This window comes from Streptomyces sp. NPDC002602 (genome assembly GCF_042889445.1).
Lineage (GTDB): Bacteria > Actinomycetota > Actinomycetes > Streptomycetales > Streptomycetaceae > Streptomyces.
Window position 1 is genome coordinate 111473 of the sequence record NZ_JBIAQX010000015.1, and the last position, 15209, is coordinate 126681.

Consider the following 15209-nt stretch of genomic DNA (forward strand, 5'->3'; position numbering starts at 1 on the left):
GGCCCGTCCGTCGCGGGTGCCGCGCCCGGTCAGCGCCTTATGTGTCCCCGGCCCAGGTTGAGCTGGTCGAAGATCGTCTCGCACTTGTCCCCGGCCTCACACGAGATCTTCATCGTGTTCGTGCCCTTCTTCAGGTTTATCCAGGCGAAGGTGGTCGTCCACCCCTTGTCCCAGGCGCCCTCGGGCGCCTTGGCGAAGTTCGCCAGGTTCAGGCTCTGGTTGGGGCTCTGCCCGTTGATCGTCAGGGTCGCCTTCGCGTCCTTGCCGGGCACCCCGTAGTTCACGAAGAGCGTGTACTTGCCGTCCTCGGGCAGGTCGACCGTCCACGTCAGCGCGGCGCCCTGGTGGTTGAACTCACCCACGTACTGGCCGCCGGTGCTCTTCGACCCGGGCACGGCGCTCTGCAACTGCGCACCGCCCGACAGGAACATGCCGGCGCCCGCCGCGTCACCCTTCGGGAGCGGCGCCTGCGAGGCCTCCGGGGAGCCGCTCGGCTCGGGCTTCGTCGACTCCTTCGGGGAAGCCGGCTGCTGGGACTGACCGGCCGCCTGGCCCTTGTCGTCCTTGTCCTTGCCCTTGCCCTCGTTGCCGAAGACGACCGCCGCACCGATGCCGATCACGACCGCGCCGACCACCGCGACCGCCGCTATCAGCAGCCCGCGACGGCTGGAACCGCCACCACCGCCGCCGCCACCACCGTGCCCACCATGGCCGCCGTGCCCGCCCGGAGCCGTGACCACCTGGGTCTGCGCGGACTGGTGCTGCGGCGGAACCCCGTAGCCGCCCGCCTGGAGCGCCTCGGGGGCCTGGTACTGGGCCTCGTAGGACTGCGGGGCCTGCTGCTGGTAGGGGACGGCACCGCGCTGGCCGCGGGACGACCGATCGCCGACCGTACGCACCTGGTTGTACGAGGTCCGGGGGACACCGGGCTGCGCTCCGGCCTGGCCCCCGCCCGTCGGGCCGGGGTAGCCGTACCCACCGCCCGACGTGGGCGGGGTGGCTCCGGCGGCCTGGCCGTCCGCGTAGAGGTAGCCGAACGGATCGTCGTCCTCGGGCTTGTTCGCCCCACTGTTCGGGCCGTTGTTCGCGGGCGTCGTCATCGCAGGTCACTCCTTTCGACCCACGGGAGCCTACCCCGAACACGTGCGCCCACGGGCGGCCGATCGGCTCAGCCGGCCCGGCGGTGCGCCTTGGAACGGGACCTCTTCTCGATGTACATCCGCTGGTCGGCGGAGCGCAGCACCTCGTCCGCGGACATCCCGCAGCCGGCCCAGCCGATGCCGAAACTCGCTCCGACGCGGACCGCCCGGCCGTCCACCCTGATCGGCGGGATGATCGCGTTCCGCAGCCGGACGGCCAGGTCGGCGGCGTCGGCCGCGCCCAGCCCGTCCGCGAGGACGACGAACTCGTCACCACCCAGCCGAGCGACGGTGTCACCGTCCCTGACGCCCGTCGTCAGCCGCCGGGCGACCTCGATCAGGACCGCGTCACCCGTGTGGTGCCCGAACCGGTCATTGATCGACTTGAATCCGTCGAGGTCACAGAAGAGGACGGCCAGGCCCTTCGTTCCGTCGTCGATCTCCGGATCGGGCGCGACCGCGTGCACGTGGTGGTCGTACGGACCCGCCTCACCGGCGCCCGCGGCCCCGCCCACCGCGGCGCCCGGGAACTCGAACGGGTCGGACGCCGCGAATCCGTGCGGGCCGTCGGGTTGAAAGCCGTGCTCGACGGCACCACCCGCCGCGGGCCGCCCCTCGAAGGCCGCGTCCAGCGCCTCCACGGCCGTGGCGCGCACGGACTGGGGCCTGCGACAGAGCCGCGCCCCCAGGCGGGAACGCAGCTCGGCACTGTTCGGCAGGCCGGTCAGCGAATCGTGGCTGGCCCGGTGCGCGAGCTGGAGCTCGTGCCGTTTGCGCTCCTCGATGTCCTCGACGTGCGTGAGCAGGAAGCGGGGCCCGTCGGCGGCGTCGGCCACCACGGAATTGCGCAGCGACACCCACACGTACGTGCCGTCGCGCCGGCCCAGCCGCAGCTCGGCCCGGCCGCCCTCGGCGGAGGTCCGCAGCAGGGTGCCGATGTCCTCGGGGTGCACGAGGTCGGAGAAGGAGTACCGGCGCAGTACGGAAGCCGGCCGGCCCAGCAGCCGGCACAGCGCGTCGTTGGTGCGCAGCAGCCGACCGTGCTGGTCGCCGCCCATCTCGGCGATGGCCATGCCGCTGGGGGCGTACTCGAAGGCCTGGCGGAACGACTCCTCACTGGCGCGGAGCGCCTGCTGCTCCCTTTCGAGCCGAACGAGGGCCCTTTGCATGTTCGCGCGCAGGCGTGCGTTGCTGATCGCAATCGCCGCCTGGAAGGCGTACATCTGGAGCGCCTCGCGCCCCCACGCGCCCGGGCGGCGCCCGTTGCGCGGTCTGTCCACCGAAATGACACCCAGAAGTTCCCCGCCGGACGCGTACATGGGGGCGTAGAGCCGGTCCTCGGGGTGCCACTCGTCCTCGAAGCGCGGATCGGGGCCGTCGGTGTGCCACTGGGGGACGTCGTCCTCCATCAGGACCCAGCCCTCGGTGTGCGGGATGAAGCGGAGCCCGTCCCAGTTCTCGCCCATCGTCAGCCTGCGGTCCCAGGCGGGGCGGGAACCGACGCGACCCGTGATCAGCGCCTCGGCGGCGGGGTCGCCCGCGAAGGCGGCGACGACGAGATCCCCGTCAGGGCGTACGAGGTTGACACAGGCGAGTTCGTAGCCGAGGCCCACGACGATGCCGTCCACGACGGTCTGCAGGGTGTCCGCGAGGCTCCGGGCCGTATTGAGCTCGGCCACCACCCGATGCAGCTGCCGCAGGGTCGCAAGACGGACGTACGGCTCCGACTCGGTCTCCATTGTTCGCTCTCCCCGAGACCTCGACAGCAACTCCAGGTTTGTCATCGGCGTTTCGTTGCGGTGTCCCGTCCACTGAATCACAGTGAGCTGTGCGGCAGGTACACAGGGTCAACAAATCTTGCCCTCTGTGACTCAAGTCACATGAGATGAATAACGGGGCCTTTCCGGCAGTCCTCGGACCGCGTGTCCGCTGGGAGCGCTCCCCCACATTTCCGAGGGCAAACGACAAGTGATGGCCTAGGCCAAGGGACGGGGGCGCGGCTCGGACCTGCGCCCGATGTGTGAGGCGAGACGGTGAGGCTAGCGTTCCCGGCGTGCCGAACACGACTCCCGTACCTCCCGCCCCGTTCCCGACCCCGCATCCTGAGGGGGTGAGCAACGACGAGTTCCGCGCGGCCATGTCCCGGCTCACGGCGGGCGTGTGCCTGATCACCGCACACGAACCCGCCCTGACGGCGGACGGCCCGCGCGGCGAGGACGTCGGCATGACGGCGACCGCCTTCATGTCCGTCTCCCTGGACCCCCCGATGGTCCTGGTGAGCCTGCGCGAGGGCTCCCGCATGGACGACCTGCTGGCCGAGCAGCCGCTGTGGGGGGCCTCGATCCTGGCGGACGGCCAGCTCCAGGTGGCGGGCAGGTTCGCGATGAAGGGCCGGATCAGCGATCGCCTGCTGTTCGAGGGCCTGCCGCAGGTCCGCGGCGCCGTCTCCGGGGCCCTGCTGCTCACCGGCGCCCTGGCCACCCTGGAGTGCCGTACCGAGTCACGCGTCGAGGCCGGTGACCACACCCTGGTCCTCGCCCGTGTCCTCACGACCACCCTGCCGACCCCGGACGCGCCGCCGCTGACCTACTTCCGCGGCCGCTACCGCCACCTGGCGGGCTGAGGCGCGAATCCGGCCTCTCGGGGTCGCGGTCCCGGGCGCGGGGTCCGGGGCGCGGGGTCCGGGGCGCGGGGTCCGGCGGGCCGGGGCGCGGGGTCCGGCGGGCCGTTGCGGAGCCCCGTCGGCCGCTACCAGTCCCGCGCGGTCCGTCCGCGCTTCGTCTCGCCCCGGGCCTTCTTCTCCCGCAGCCGCCGCTCGTTGATGCCCCGGGGGATCTTCGTGGCCCGCCGGGCCCTCGGCGGCGGCGCCGTCGCCTCCGCCAGCAGCGCGGCCATGCGCACGAGCGCCATCTCCCGGTTCCGGAACTGCGAGCGGTGCTCGGACGCCCGTACCGTCACCACCCCGTCCACCAGCCGCGAGGCGAGCCGCTCCAGCGCGCGTTCCTTCCACACGTCCGGCAGCGCCTTGGTCGCCGCCACGTCGAACAGCAGCTCCACCCGCGAGTCCGAGGTGTTGACGTGCTGACCACCCGGCCCGGAGGAACGCGAGAACCGCCAGCCGAGCTCCCCCTCGGGCAACACGACCGAACCACGAATGACATAGGGACCAGGCATGTCCCCAATGATCCCGCCCCCGCGCGGCCCCGTCACCCATTTTTCGCCGGCGGAGCGGCCCAGGAACCTACGGACCCCCTCCCCGCGTTATGAAGGGCAGCGGTAACTTGGCCACATCTCGCGGTCATGTGACGACGAAGGGACACCAGTCAAAATGGCAGTAAGCCTGTCCAAGGGCGGCAACGTCTCGCTCACCAAGGAGGCCCCCGGCCTCAGTGCCGTCACGGTCGGCCTCGGCTGGGACGTCCGTACGACGACCGGTGTCGACTTCGACCTGGACGCCTCCGCCATCGCCGTCAACCCGACGGGCAAGGTCGTCTCCGACGGTCACTTCGTTTTCTTCAACAACAAGTCCACCCCGGACCAGACCATCGTCCACACCGGCGACAACCGCACCGGTGAGGGTTCGGGCGACGACGAGGCCATCAACGTCAACCTCGCCGGTCTGCCGGCCGATGTCGACAAGATCGTCTTCCCCGTCTCCATCTACGACGCCGAGGCCCGCAGCCAGAACTTCGGCCAGGTCCGCAACGCGTACATCCGCGTCGTGAACCAGGCCGGCGGCGCCGAGATCGCCCGCTACGACCTCTCCGAGGACGCGGCGACCGAGACCGCCATGGTCTTCGGTGAGCTCTACCGCAGCGGCGCCGAGTGGAAGTTCCGCGCGGTCGGCCAGGGGTACGCCTCCGGCCTGACCGGCATCGCCCAGGACTTCGGCGTCAACGTCTGATCTCCGCGGCCACGCCGCCGGCGAAGCCTCCTCCCCCCGTCCGGGGAGGGGGCTTCGCTACCGTTCGACCGGTGATCCTGCATCCGCTCGTTCCCGTCGACGGCGCCCTCCCCGGCCCGGTCCTCACCGAGATCGCCACGCTCTACGCGACCAACCGCGCGTTCTTCGAGCTCAGCGGCGACTTCCCCGACCCGGCCCGCATCACGGTGGAACAGGTCGCCGAGGCCCTCGCCGGTGAACTCGCCCACGAGGGCGCCGAGGTGCTGATGGCCCGGTCCGCCGGCCGTCTCGTCGGACTGGCCGCCACGCTCGCGCACCGGGACGGGCCCTCCCCGGGCGACCCGGACTCCACCGACCCGGACCCCCTGGATCGGCCTGCTCCTCATCGACGCGACCGCGCACCGCTCGGGACACGGCAGCACCCTCGCCGGCCTCGTCGCGGACCGCTTCCGTACCGCGGGGCGCACGGGCCTGCGGATCGCCGTGCTCGACGACAACCCGGGCGCCCTCGCCTTCTGGCGCGCCCAGGGGTACGTGCCCCTGCGCCGGGCCGCCGACCGGGAACTCGGGCGCCCCTGCACCGTCCTGCGCAAGGCCCTCTGACCCGCCGCCACGAACGGGCGGCGCGCTGATCAGCCTCGGGCCGCTGGTCAGCCTCGGGCCGGTCAGGCTCCGGGCCGGTCAGGCTCCGGGCCGGTCAGGCCTCGGGCCGGGTCAGGCTTCGGGGCGGTCCTCGCCGTACAGCCACACGTCCCAGACCTCCGTCAGGTCGTGGCCCGTCTTCTTCTCCGCGTAGGCGGTGAAGTCGGCCGTGCTCGCGTTGCCGTGCCGGTGCTCCGCGGCCCAACCGCGCAGCAGCGCGGCGAACTTCTCGTCCCCGACCTCCTGGCGGATCCGGTGCAGCACCATCGCGCCGCGCGCGTACACGGGCGCCTCGGAGATGTCCTCCGGGCCCGGCGGGTCGGCCGGCGGGAAGGCGCCCCAGTCGGAGCCGGCGTCCGGATCGACCTTCGTGTCGCCGGCGAGGAACGCGTCGAACCGTTTCTCCGCGCTGAGCCCGCCGTGCTCCTCGGCCCACATCCACTCGGCGTAGGTGGCGAAGCCCTCGTTGAGCCACATGTCCTTCCAGGACTTCGGCGACACCGAGTCGCCGAACCACTGGTGGGCGAGCTCGTGCACGATCAGCACCTCGTCGGGAGCGCCCGAGTAGACGGGTTTGGTCTGCGTCTCCAGGGCGTAGGTGAGGGTCCCGTCCGGCACCACGATCGTCCCCACCGTCTTGAAGGGGTACGGCCCGAACTTGCCGCTGCCCCACTCCACGACCTCGGGGATCCGGGCGAGCGCGGGCGCGCTGTCCGACGCCTCGTCCGGGGACACGGCGTTGTAGACGCCGATGCCGGAGGGGGTGCGGCCGGTGGTCAGGTGGTCACCTTGAACTTCCCGATGGCGGCGGTCGCCAGGTAGCTCGCCATCGGCTCCGCGTTGTGCCAGGCGAACTCGGTCCGTCCGGCGCCGACCGCGGTGCGGGAGCGGAGCTCGCCGTTGGACACGGCCTCGTAGCCGTTCGGCACGGTCAGCCTGATGTCGTAGGTCGCCTTGTCGCTCGGGTGGTGGTTGCCGGGGAACCAGCCCATCGAACCGACCGGCTCCCCCACCGCGACCGACCCGTCCGCGGTGGTGATCCAGCCCTCCTCGGAGCCGTCCGGATCGGTCACGGGCTTCGGCGTACCCGTGTAGTCGATCTCGGTACGGAAGACCTCGCCCTTCCTCAGGTCCTCGGGCGGGCGCACCGTCAGCTCGGTCCCCGACCGGTTGAAACGGGCCGCCGCGCCCTGAACGGTGACGTCCTCCACCCGCAGGCCCGCGAAATCGAGGTTGAAGGAGCTGAGCCCCTGCTCCGCGCGGGCCGTGATCACGGCCGTGCCGTGGAGCTGCTTGTCGGCCGGGTCGTAGGCCAGGTCGAGGTCGTAGTGGTCCACCTGGTAGCCGCCGTTGCCGGCCTTGGGGAAGTACGGGTCGCGGACCCCGGACGCACCCGGCCGCCCCTGCACGGTGTCGCCCGTACAGCCCGCGGTGAGGGCGAGCAGCGCGGCGAGGGCGGGGGCGGCGAGGCGGGAGAACGCGCGTTGATCCACGCGTTCGATCCTAAGCGGGCACCCGGCGGGGGGCGACGGCGCCGGGGCCGGGACCGGGTGGCGTATGGCATCGGGGCCGGGGCCGGAGGGGGTCAGTTGGCGAGGGAGTCCGCGCCGGCCTTGGCGAACTTCTCGTCCAGGTCGCCGCTCGGGGCGCCGGCCACGCCGATGCCGGCGACCGGGGCGCCCTTGGCCTGGACCGGGGTGCCGCCACCGAGGAAGAGGGTGCCGGGGATGTCCTTCAGGTTCGGGGTCTGGGCGAGGCGGCCGGCCAGCACGGAGGTCGGGGCGTTCCAGGACACGGCCGTGTAGGCCTTGCGCTGCGCCGACTCGTAGGACTGCGGGCCGGCGCCGTCGCCGCGCAGGGTGACCAGGGTGTTGCCGTTGCGGTCCACGACCGCGACCGTCACCTTCTGGCCCTCCTTCTCGGCGGCCTTGAGCGCGGCCTGGGCGGCCCGGGAGGCGGCGTCGACGGTGAGGTGGGTCGAGGTGGTGAAGTTCTTGTCTCCGTCCTTCTTCGCGGAAGCGGCCTGGACGGCGGTCGCCGGGGCGGACTCGCTCTGCGCGGCGCTCGCGCTGACGGCGCCGAAGGTCCCGGCGCCGAGCGCGACGGCGAGAGCGGTACCGGTGAGAACGCGGGTGCGGGTGTTCATGTCTGCTCCTGGATGCGTCGGACTCGTTTCCTGCTGCTCCAAGCCTCGGCCCGGCAACCCCGCCCGCCCGTCGCCGTACCGGCTCGCGACGGCCGGCGCACCGGTTGACCCGGGGGTCGACCGATCGGTCGATGCGCGCCGGGTACGGGGGCGGATTGGCTGGTCAGAGCGCGCCCGCGATCGGCACGCGCGCCGGCGGCTCCGGTCGAAGGCCTCGCCGACGCGTCAGGATGGACGTACGCACCACCCCCACCCCAGGAGCACCCCGTGAGCCCCGCACCGCCGCGGAAACCCGACACCCGCGCCCTGGCCACCGTCATGCACACGGCGTTCTTCCTGCTCCTCGGCGCCTCCGTGGCCCGCTTCCTGCTCCGGCACCCCGGCGAACCCCGCACCCCGTGGATCATCGCGCTCAGCATCGCCCTCGCCCTGCTGTACGTCCTGGGCCCCGCCCTCGGCGCCGCGCCCACCCTGCGCAGGCTCCTGTGGCTCGGCCTGGTGGTGGCCACCTGGGTGGTCCTCGTCGTCCTCGCGCCGAGCTTCGCCTGGTGCGCCGTACCGCTCTTCTACACGGGCCTGCGCACCCTGCCGCCCCGCGCGGCCGTCGTGCTCGTGGCCCTGCTCACCGTGTTCGTGGTGGCCGCCCAGCTGAAGCTGTCCCAGGACTTCGACCCGAACCTGCTGCTCGCCCCGCCCGCGGTCGCCGCCCTCGCCACGGCCGTCTTCGTCCACACCGAACGGCAGGCCGAGGCCCAGCGCGCCCTGATCGACGACCTGATCCGGACCCGCCGGGAACTCGCCGCCACCGAGCGCCGCGAGGGCACCCTCGCGGAACGCCAGCGACTGTCGATGGAGATCCACGACACCCTGGCCCAGCACCTGTCGAGCCAGCAGATGCTGCTCCAGGCCGCCGACCGCACCTGGGACAGCGACCCCGGCACCGCCCGCGCGCACGTCCGTACCGCCACCGACATCGCCGCGCGGGGCCTCGCCGAGGCCCGCCGGCTGGTCCACGACCTGGCCCCGCCGGAACTCGCGGGCGGCGCCGGCCTCGCCGACGCCCTGCGCGCCCTCGACGCGGGCCCCGACATCGAGGTCCGCTTCCACCTTGAAGGCACCCCGACACCCCTCCCGGACCGGGCCGAATCCGCCCTCCTGCGGATCGCCCAAGGCGCGCTGGCCAACGTCCGCGAACACTCCGGCGCCCGAACCGCCGCCCTCACCCTGAGCTTCCTGGGCGACCAGGTGGTCCTGGACATCGCGGACGACGGCCACGGCTTCGCACCATCCCCGCAGCCCGGCGGACCCGTCCCCGGCGGGCCCCTACCTGGCGGACCCGTCCCCGTCGGACCTGTCCCCGTCGGGCCCGTCCCCGGCAATCGCGGCCACGGACTCCCGGCCATACGCGCCCGCGTCAGCCAGCTCGGCGGCGACCTGACCGTCGAATCCACCCCGGGCGAGGGCACGGTCCTCTCCGCCTCGATCCCCCTGGAGCCCACCGGATGACCACGATCCTGCTCTGCGACGACCACGTGGTGGTGCGCGCCGGCCTGCTCGCCCTGCTGGGCAGCGAGCCCGACATCGAGGTGCTCGGCGAAGCCGGCAGCGGCGAGGAAGCCGTCGCGCTGGCCGCCAAACTCCGCCCGGACGTGGTCCTGATGGACCTCCAGCTCGGCGAGGGCATCGACGGCGTCGAGGCCACCCGCCGCATCACGGCACTCACCGACCCGCCGCACGTGCTGGTACTGACCACGTACGACACGGACGCCGACATCACCCGGGCCATCGGGGCGGGCGCCACCGGTTACCTCCTCAAGGCGGAACGCCCCGAGGAACTCTTCGCCGCGATCCACTCCGCGGCGGCCGGCCGCACCACGCTCTCCGCACCGGTGGCCAGCCGGGTGATGGCCCACATGCGGGGCACCCGTCCCACCCTGACGGACCGTGAACTGGACATCCTGGGCCAACTGGCCCGCGGCCTCGGCAACCGGGACATCGCCCGGGCCCTGTTCATCAGCGAAGCCACGGTCAAGACCCACCTGGGCCGCATCTACGACAAGCTCGGCGTGGACACGCGCGCGGGTGCGGTGTCGGTGGCCAAGGAACAGCGCCTGCTGCCGTGAGAGCCGGTCGCGGTCAACTGCCCCCGGCCCCGGCCGCACCGGGCGCCTCACACGCCGGCGGGGCCGGGGGTCGGGGAGCCCCTCCGGTCCGGGCCGCCACATCCGGTCCGGGCCCGCACATCCGGTCCTGGGCCCCGCACATCCAGCCCCGCCGGCGATTGAAGCACGGGGCCCGGAACCAGCCTTCCGATCCTGCCCCGCACATCCAGTCCGGGCCCGCACATCCGGTCCTGGGCCCGGCACATCCAGCCTCGCCGGCGATTGAGGCGCGGAGCCCGGAACCACCCTTCCGATCCTGCCCCGCACATCCAGTCCGGGCCCGCACATCCAGTCCAGGCCCGCACATCCGGTCCGGGCCGCCACATCCGGTCCGGGCCCGCACATCCAGTCCGGCCCCGCACATCCAACCTCGCCGGCGATTGAGGCGCGGAGCCCGGAACCAGCCTTCCGATCCTGCCCCGCACATCCAGTCCGGCCCCGCACACCCAGCCTCGCCGGCGATTGAGGCGCGGGGTCCGGGGCGGAGCCCCGAAAGCACGGCGCAGCCGGGGCCGCTTCGCGCAACGGTGGCGCGGACCTCCGGCGACCCCGGCCCCGCCTGCTATCGAGGCCCGGGGCTCGGGGCCCGCCCCGCCCCGCCCGCCCCGCCCGGGCCGGGCCAAGAGACCCCCGGGCCCCCCGCCGGCTATCGAGGCCAGGGCACGGCCCCCCGGCTCCGGGAGGGGCGCGCCCGTGACACCATCGGGTACGTGCTCGACATCGGCTACTCCCTCTCCCGGCGCTTCCCCGACCCCCCGCAGACCGACTACCGCTCGGCGGACGTCCACACGCTGCGCCACGACCTGTTCTGCGGGGACGTCTACCTCGCCGACACCCACGCGGACCGGGAAGTGTCCACGGCCTGGGGATGGGTTCCGGTACTGGACTTCGCCTGGGCGCTCTGCGACATCGTCGAGCAGCTCGACCAGGACCCGCGCGGTAGCCGTTCCGCCAACCGGCAGTACGCCGAACTCGACTTCACCGAGTCCAGCGACCGGATGCTGTTCGAGCGCCGCTTCGGCTGGGTGGACATCGAGGCCGACTGGATGCCGGCCGAGGAGGACCCGCTGACCTTCACGCACCGCCTGCTGCGCCGCGAGGCCCGGGACTTCCTGCACGACGTGATCGCGGACCTCGTCGACATGCACGACGGGCTCGGCGACAACCCGGTCATCTGGACGCTCCAGTCCCGCTTCCCCCGCGTCCCCGCGTAACCCGGCAGCCCCACCCACGTCCCCGCGCAACCCAGCGACCTCACCCGCGCACCGACGCACCCCAGCCCGGCGCCCGCCCCCCGGCGCCCCCGCACACCACCCGCACCCCACCCACGCCTACGGCACCACCCGCAGCCCGAGCTGCGCCGCCAGTGCCGGAGCCAGGTCGAACAACTGCGAGGGGCTGATCACCGCCCCCGACAGCGCCTCCACCCCGCGTGCGATGCCCAACTCGGTCGCCTCCCGCAGGTCCACGTCCGTCATCCGCGCCCCGCTGAAGTCCGCCCCGCGCAGGGTGCAGTCCCGGAACTCCACGCGCTCCAGCACCGCGCCCCCGAAGTCCGGCTCGACCAGCACGCACCCCTCGAACACCACGTCCTTGAGCCGGGCCCCGCGCAGGTTCAGGTAGTCGATCTTGCCGCCCCGTACGACGACCCGTTCCAGCACGGCGCCGTGCAGTTGGATCCCGCCCAGCCGGGCCTCCACCAGTTCCACGTCCCGCAGCGAGGCTCCCGACAGGTCCGTGCCCACCCCCCGCACCCCCTCCAGTACCGAGTCCAGGAAACGGGCCTTCGTCAGCCCCGTCTCGTCCAACGCGCACCGCCGCAGCGCGCAGTCCATGAACCGCGCCCCGATCCCCTCCTGCCCGACCAGGTCGAGGTCCGCGAACTCCAGCCCGTCGTAGTCCCCGTCCGGCTCCAGTTCGCCGCCCGGCCACGCCACGAGCTCCGGCAGCCGCATCTCCGGCCGTCGCGCCGCCTTCACCGTCCGGGCCCGCTCGTTTCGCACCATCGCCCCATCGTGACCCACGGCACCGACAAAGCCCCGAAGACCCCCGGAGACCCCCGGAGACCGCCTGAGACCCCGGAGGCCCACGAGGACCCCCGGAGGCCGGGGACCTCGGCAACCCCCGGCAACCCTTGACCTCAACCCCGGTCGAGGTCCGAGGCTGACCCCATGAACACGACCCCCGGCACGAACACCACCCCCGACACGAACACCACCCCTGACACGAACACCGGCCCGGGCGCGACCGCCACCCCCGACACCATGAACGCCGTTCGCCTGCACGCCTTCGGTCCCGCCGAGAACCTCACCCATGAGCGCGTGCCCGTCCCCGTCCCCGCCCCCGGGCAGGTCCGGATCGCCGTCGCCGCCGCCGGAGTCCACCTCCTCGACACCGCGCTCCGCGAGGGCGTCCAGGGGCCCGCCCCCACCCTCCCCGAGCTTCCGACCGTCCCCGGCCGGGAGGTCGCCGGCACCGTCGACGCCCTGGGGCCCGGCACCGATCCCGCCTGGCTCGGGCGCGAGGTCGTCGTCCACCTCGGGTTCGCCCCCGGCGGGTACGCCGAGTACGCGGTGGCCGCCGCCGACCGGCTGCACCCCGTACCGCCGGGCCTCGACGCCGCCCGGGCCGTCGCCATGATCGGGACCGGCCGCACCACCCTGGGGATCCTCGGGTTCGCCGACCTCGGACCGGGCTCCGTCGTGGTCGTCACGGCCGCCGCCGGCGGCATCGGCACGCTGCTCGTGCAATACGCGAAGAACGCGGGCGCCACCGTCGTCGCCCTCGCCGGCGGTCCCGTCAAGACGGGCCTGGCCCACGCCAACGGCGCCGACCTCGCCCTCGACTACAACGACCCCGGCTGGGCGGAGGCCGTACGCGCCCACCACCCCGGCGGAGTGGACGTCGTCTTCGACTCCGTCGGCGGGGCCGTCGCGCGGGCCGCCCTCGACCTGCTCGCACCCGGCGGCCGCCGGCTCGTCTTCGGCTGGTCGGGCGGCGAACTCACCCTCACCGACGCCGAGCGCGCCGCCCTCACGGCCCGCCGCGTCACCAGCGAGGTCGTCCTCGGCCCGGAGATGATGCGGCGCGTCGGCGCCCCCGACCCGATCCGCGCCCTGGAGACCCGGGCCCTCGCGGAGGCCGCGGCCGGCCGGCTGCGGCCCGCGATCCAGCGCTACCCCCTGGCCCGGGCGGCCGCCGCCCACGACGCCCTCGTGTCCCGCGACACCACGGGCAAGGTCGTCCTCGTCCCCTGAGCCGCGCCGACCGTCTGCCCGCCAGGCGGCCATCGTCCCGCCCGGCGGCCATCGTCCCGCCCGGCGACCGACGTCCCGCCCGGCAGCCGTCACCCCGCCCGGCGGCCGGCCAACAGCAGTTCGGCGGTCACCAACTGCTCCTCCTGCAAGGGTTCCCCGTCCTCCACGTCCCACAGGCAGTTCTGCAACACCCGCCCCAACGTCCAGGCACGGGCCCGATCCCGGTCCAGGCCCATCACCTCCGTCATCAGGTCGAAGCGCCACCACACGTCGTCCGCCGCGAAGTGGTCGCCGATCGCCGGCATCAGGTCGAAGCCCGGATCGCCGGACAGCGGCTTCGGGTCGATCGCCAACCACGGCTCCCGCCCGCCCGCGAGCACGTTGTCGTAGTGCAGGTCCCAGTGGAGCAGCCGGTCCCCCGGCTCCCCCACCACCTCCGCCACCGCCGCCGCGCAGGCGCGCAGCACCCCGCGCCCCCGCTCGTCCACCCGCCCGAGCGCGCCCGGAAGGTCCGCCAACATCGCGCCCGCCACATCGCCCAGCCCGCGCAGCCCCGCCGGCGCCGGCACGGACGTCAACCGCGCCAAGAGTTCCGCGATCACCCGTACCGCCTGCCGCACGTCCCGGGCGGCGAGCACCGACAGGTGCCGGTCCGCGTCCAGCCGTTCCAGCAGCATCGTGCCCGTCGACGCGTCGTGGTCCAGCAGCCGTACGCTGCCGTCCCCGCCCCACGCCCGCAGCGCGAGGGGCTCCCCCGCGCTCTCCTCGTCCAGCACCTGCAACTTCAGCGCGGCCGGCGTCCCGTCGGCCCGCTCCACCGGAAGCACCAGCGCCGTCACCCCGTGCATCCCCGGGCCCGTCCGCGTCAGCGCCCACCGCTCCAGGAACTCCGCCGCCCGCGCCGGCAACGCGGCGATGAAATCCCGCCCCGCGTCGCCGTTGTACCTGATCTGGGCCTCGACCAATCCGGTCGGAATCTCCACCATCCTCCCGACCCTACGTCCGCACACCTGTGCCGCGCCGGACCCCGGATGACCCGCCGCCACCCGGGGTACGCACCCCGTCGACACCGGTAGGCCGGAGCACCGAGGGAGAACCACACATGACCGTGTCCGACCGCTACCGCAAGGCCTGGGACGGCTTCTGGGAGCAGAGCAACGGCGAACCGGGCGAACCGTTCTGGGACGCGGACGCCTCCCTGACCGCCGAACGGGACATCGCCCTGCTCACCCCCCACGCCGACCCCGCCCTGCCCCTCGCGGACCTCGGCTGCGGGAACGGCACCCAGACCCGCCACCTCGCCGGCCGGTTCGCCGTCGTCGTCGGCGTCGACCTCAGCGCGGCGGCCGTCGCGCACGCCCGCCGCGCCGACCCCGCGGGCACCGCCGCGTACGAGCAACTGAACCTGGCCGAAGAGGCCCAGGCCCACGCCCTCCACGACCGGCTCGGCGACACCCACGTCTACATGCGGGCCGTCCTGCACCAGAGCGACCCCGAGGACCGGCCGGCGGTCGCCGCCTCCGTCGCCGCCCTCGTCGGGGACCGCGGCCGGGCGCTGGTCCTGGAGCCGACCGGCGAGGCCAAAGCCGTCCTCCAGGCCCACGCCGAACGGACCGGCGGGCCCTCCCTCAAACTGCGCCGCGTCAAGGAACACGACCTGCGCCCCGGCGAGGTCGCCGAGGGCGAGATCGCCGGGCTGCTGCGCGGCGCCGGCCTGCACGTCCTCGACGAGGGCGAGACGGCCCTGGCGATGAGCGAGACCGGCGCCGACGGCGCCCCCGTGATGCTGCCCGCCCGCTGGTTCGTGGCCGGCCGCCGCCCCTGAGACCCACCCCCGGACGACGGCGCGCGTACGTCCCCCCGCGCACCCGCCGCATCAGCCAGAAGGCCGCGGATCCCGCCCCGGGACCCGGCACCGCGTCCCTGGACACCCCTTCGCGACGAGGTGTAGCAACTCCC

Annotated in this window: 13 protein-coding genes and 2 pseudogenes; 8 read left to right on the forward strand and 7 right to left on the reverse strand. The window is 73.5% G+C overall.

Features of this window, described 5'->3' with window-relative positions; all coding sequences use genetic code 11:
- Positions 1-29: 29 nt before the first annotated feature.
- Complete coding sequence (locus tag ACFYW3_RS30230) at positions 30-1100, reverse strand: CBM35 domain-containing protein (RefSeq protein WP_389387934.1); 1071 nt, start codon at positions 1098-1100, stop codon at positions 30-32.
- A 68-nt stretch (positions 1101-1168) separates the two neighbouring features.
- Positions 1169-2878: a diguanylate cyclase CdgB gene (gene cdgB, locus ACFYW3_RS30235; protein ID WP_389387935.1), complete on the reverse strand. Its 1710-nt coding sequence runs from the start codon at positions 2876-2878 to the stop codon at positions 1169-1171.
- Between the two features lie 314 nt (positions 2879-3192).
- On the opposite strand from cdgB, the gene ACFYW3_RS30240 reads away from it, so the two are divergent.
- Positions 3193-3762, forward strand: a complete 570-nt coding sequence (locus ACFYW3_RS30240) for a flavin reductase family protein (RefSeq protein ID WP_351381420.1) — start codon at positions 3193-3195, stop codon at positions 3760-3762.
- A gap of 125 nt (positions 3763-3887) precedes the next feature.
- Here ACFYW3_RS30240 and arfB read toward each other — a convergent pair whose 3' ends face one another.
- A complete protein-coding gene (arfB, locus tag ACFYW3_RS30245; protein WP_351753568.1) occupies positions 3888-4313 on the reverse strand; it encodes an alternative ribosome rescue aminoacyl-tRNA hydrolase ArfB in 426 nt (141 codons plus the stop codon).
- Between the two features lie 154 nt (positions 4314-4467).
- On the opposite strand from arfB, the gene ACFYW3_RS30250 reads away from it, so the two are divergent.
- Both ACFYW3_RS30250 and ACFYW3_RS30255 read left to right on the forward strand, forming a co-directional pair.
- Positions 4468-5043 (forward strand): TerD family protein, encoded by a 576-nt coding sequence (locus ACFYW3_RS30250; protein ID WP_053681146.1) that lies wholly within the window; start codon positions 4468-4470, stop codon positions 5041-5043.
- Positions 5044-5427: 384 nt separating this feature from the next.
- Positions 5428-5517 (forward strand): annotated as a pseudogene (locus tag ACFYW3_RS30255) (GNAT family N-acetyltransferase); the annotation flags it as partial.
- A gap of 240 nt (positions 5518-5757) precedes the next feature.
- Here ACFYW3_RS30255 and ACFYW3_RS30260 read toward each other — a convergent pair.
- Both ACFYW3_RS30260 and ACFYW3_RS30265 read right to left on the reverse strand, forming a co-directional pair.
- Positions 5758-7178: pseudogene (locus ACFYW3_RS30260) on the reverse strand (M1 family metallopeptidase).
- Between the two features lie 92 nt (positions 7179-7270).
- Positions 7271-7831, reverse strand: a complete 561-nt coding sequence (locus tag ACFYW3_RS30265; protein ID WP_351753559.1) for a heme-binding protein — start codon at positions 7829-7831, stop codon at positions 7271-7273.
- A 318-nt stretch (positions 7832-8149) separates the two neighbouring features.
- On the opposite strand from ACFYW3_RS30265, the gene ACFYW3_RS30270 reads away from it, so the two are divergent.
- The 3 genes from ACFYW3_RS30270 (at position 8150) to ACFYW3_RS30280 (ending at position 11207) form a co-directional block, all read left to right on the forward strand.
- Positions 8150-9337: a sensor histidine kinase gene (locus ACFYW3_RS30270; protein WP_389387973.1), complete on the forward strand. Its 1188-nt coding sequence runs from the start codon at positions 8150-8152 to the stop codon at positions 9335-9337.
- Positions 9334-9954 (forward strand): response regulator transcription factor, encoded by a 621-nt coding sequence (locus ACFYW3_RS30275; protein ID WP_053681157.1) that lies wholly within the window; start codon positions 9334-9336, stop codon positions 9952-9954. Before ACFYW3_RS30270 ends, ACFYW3_RS30275 begins: the two co-directional genes overlap by 4 nt.
- Before the next feature lie 749 nt (positions 9955-10703).
- Positions 10704-11207 (forward strand): hypothetical protein, encoded by a 504-nt coding sequence (locus ACFYW3_RS30280; protein WP_053678538.1) that lies wholly within the window; start codon positions 10704-10706, stop codon positions 11205-11207.
- A 117-nt stretch (positions 11208-11324) separates the two neighbouring features.
- On the opposite strand, the gene ACFYW3_RS30285 is transcribed toward ACFYW3_RS30280, so the two are convergent.
- A complete protein-coding gene (locus ACFYW3_RS30285) occupies positions 11325-11999 on the reverse strand; it encodes a pentapeptide repeat-containing protein (RefSeq protein ID WP_389387936.1) in 675 nt (224 codons plus the stop codon).
- Between the two features lie 258 nt (positions 12000-12257).
- Between ACFYW3_RS30285 and ACFYW3_RS30290 the strand changes: the two genes are divergently transcribed.
- Positions 12258-13250 (forward strand): zinc-binding dehydrogenase, encoded by a 993-nt coding sequence (locus ACFYW3_RS30290; RefSeq protein WP_351753581.1) that lies wholly within the window; start codon positions 12258-12260, stop codon positions 13248-13250.
- 89 nt (positions 13251-13339) lie between these two features.
- Here ACFYW3_RS30290 and ACFYW3_RS30295 read toward each other — a convergent pair whose 3' ends face one another.
- On the reverse strand, positions 13340-14236 hold the full coding sequence (locus ACFYW3_RS30295) for an aminoglycoside phosphotransferase family protein (RefSeq protein ID WP_389387937.1): 897 nt from the start codon (positions 14234-14236) through the stop codon (positions 13340-13342).
- 116 nt (positions 14237-14352) lie between these two features.
- Between ACFYW3_RS30295 and ACFYW3_RS30300 the strand changes: the two genes are divergently transcribed.
- On the forward strand, positions 14353-15075 hold the full coding sequence (locus ACFYW3_RS30300) for a methyltransferase domain-containing protein (RefSeq protein WP_389387938.1): 723 nt from the start codon (positions 14353-14355) through the stop codon (positions 15073-15075).
- Positions 15076-15209 lie beyond the last annotated feature (134 nt).

What these genes read in the sequence shown, in the direction of transcription:
- ACFYW3_RS30230 (WP_389387934.1), bottom strand. Translation starts at nt 1,100, where the DNA reads ATGACGACGCCCGCGAACAACGGCCCGAACAGTGGGGCGAACAAGCCC.
- cdgB (WP_389387935.1), bottom strand. Translation starts at nt 2,878, where the DNA reads ATGGAGACCGAGTCGGAGCCGTACGTCCGTCTTGCGACCCTGCGGCAG.
- arfB (WP_351753568.1), bottom strand. Translation starts at nt 4,313, where the DNA reads ATGCCTGGTCCCTATGTCATTCGTGGTTCGGTCGTGTTGCCCGAGGGG.
- ACFYW3_RS30250 (WP_053681146.1), top strand. Translation starts at nt 4,468, where the DNA reads ATGGCAGTAAGCCTGTCCAAGGGCGGCAACGTCTCGCTCACCAAGGAG.
- ACFYW3_RS30265 (WP_351753559.1), bottom strand. Translation starts at nt 7,831, where the DNA reads ATGAACACCCGCACCCGCGTTCTCACCGGTACCGCTCTCGCCGTCGCG.
- ACFYW3_RS30270 (WP_389387973.1), top strand. Translation starts at nt 8,150, where the DNA reads ATGCACACGGCGTTCTTCCTGCTCCTCGGCGCCTCCGTGGCCCGCTTC.
- ACFYW3_RS30275 (WP_053681157.1), top strand. Translation starts at nt 9,334, where the DNA reads ATGACCACGATCCTGCTCTGCGACGACCACGTGGTGGTGCGCGCCGGC.
- ACFYW3_RS30285 (WP_389387936.1), bottom strand. Translation starts at nt 11,999, where the DNA reads ATGGTGCGAAACGAGCGGGCCCGGACGGTGAAGGCGGCGCGACGGCCG.
- ACFYW3_RS30290 (WP_351753581.1), top strand. Translation starts at nt 12,258, where the DNA reads ATGAACGCCGTTCGCCTGCACGCCTTCGGTCCCGCCGAGAACCTCACC.
- ACFYW3_RS30295 (WP_389387937.1), bottom strand. Translation starts at nt 14,236, where the DNA reads ATGGTGGAGATTCCGACCGGATTGGTCGAGGCCCAGATCAGGTACAAC.
- ACFYW3_RS30300 (WP_389387938.1), top strand. Translation starts at nt 14,353, where the DNA reads ATGACCGTGTCCGACCGCTACCGCAAGGCCTGGGACGGCTTCTGGGAG.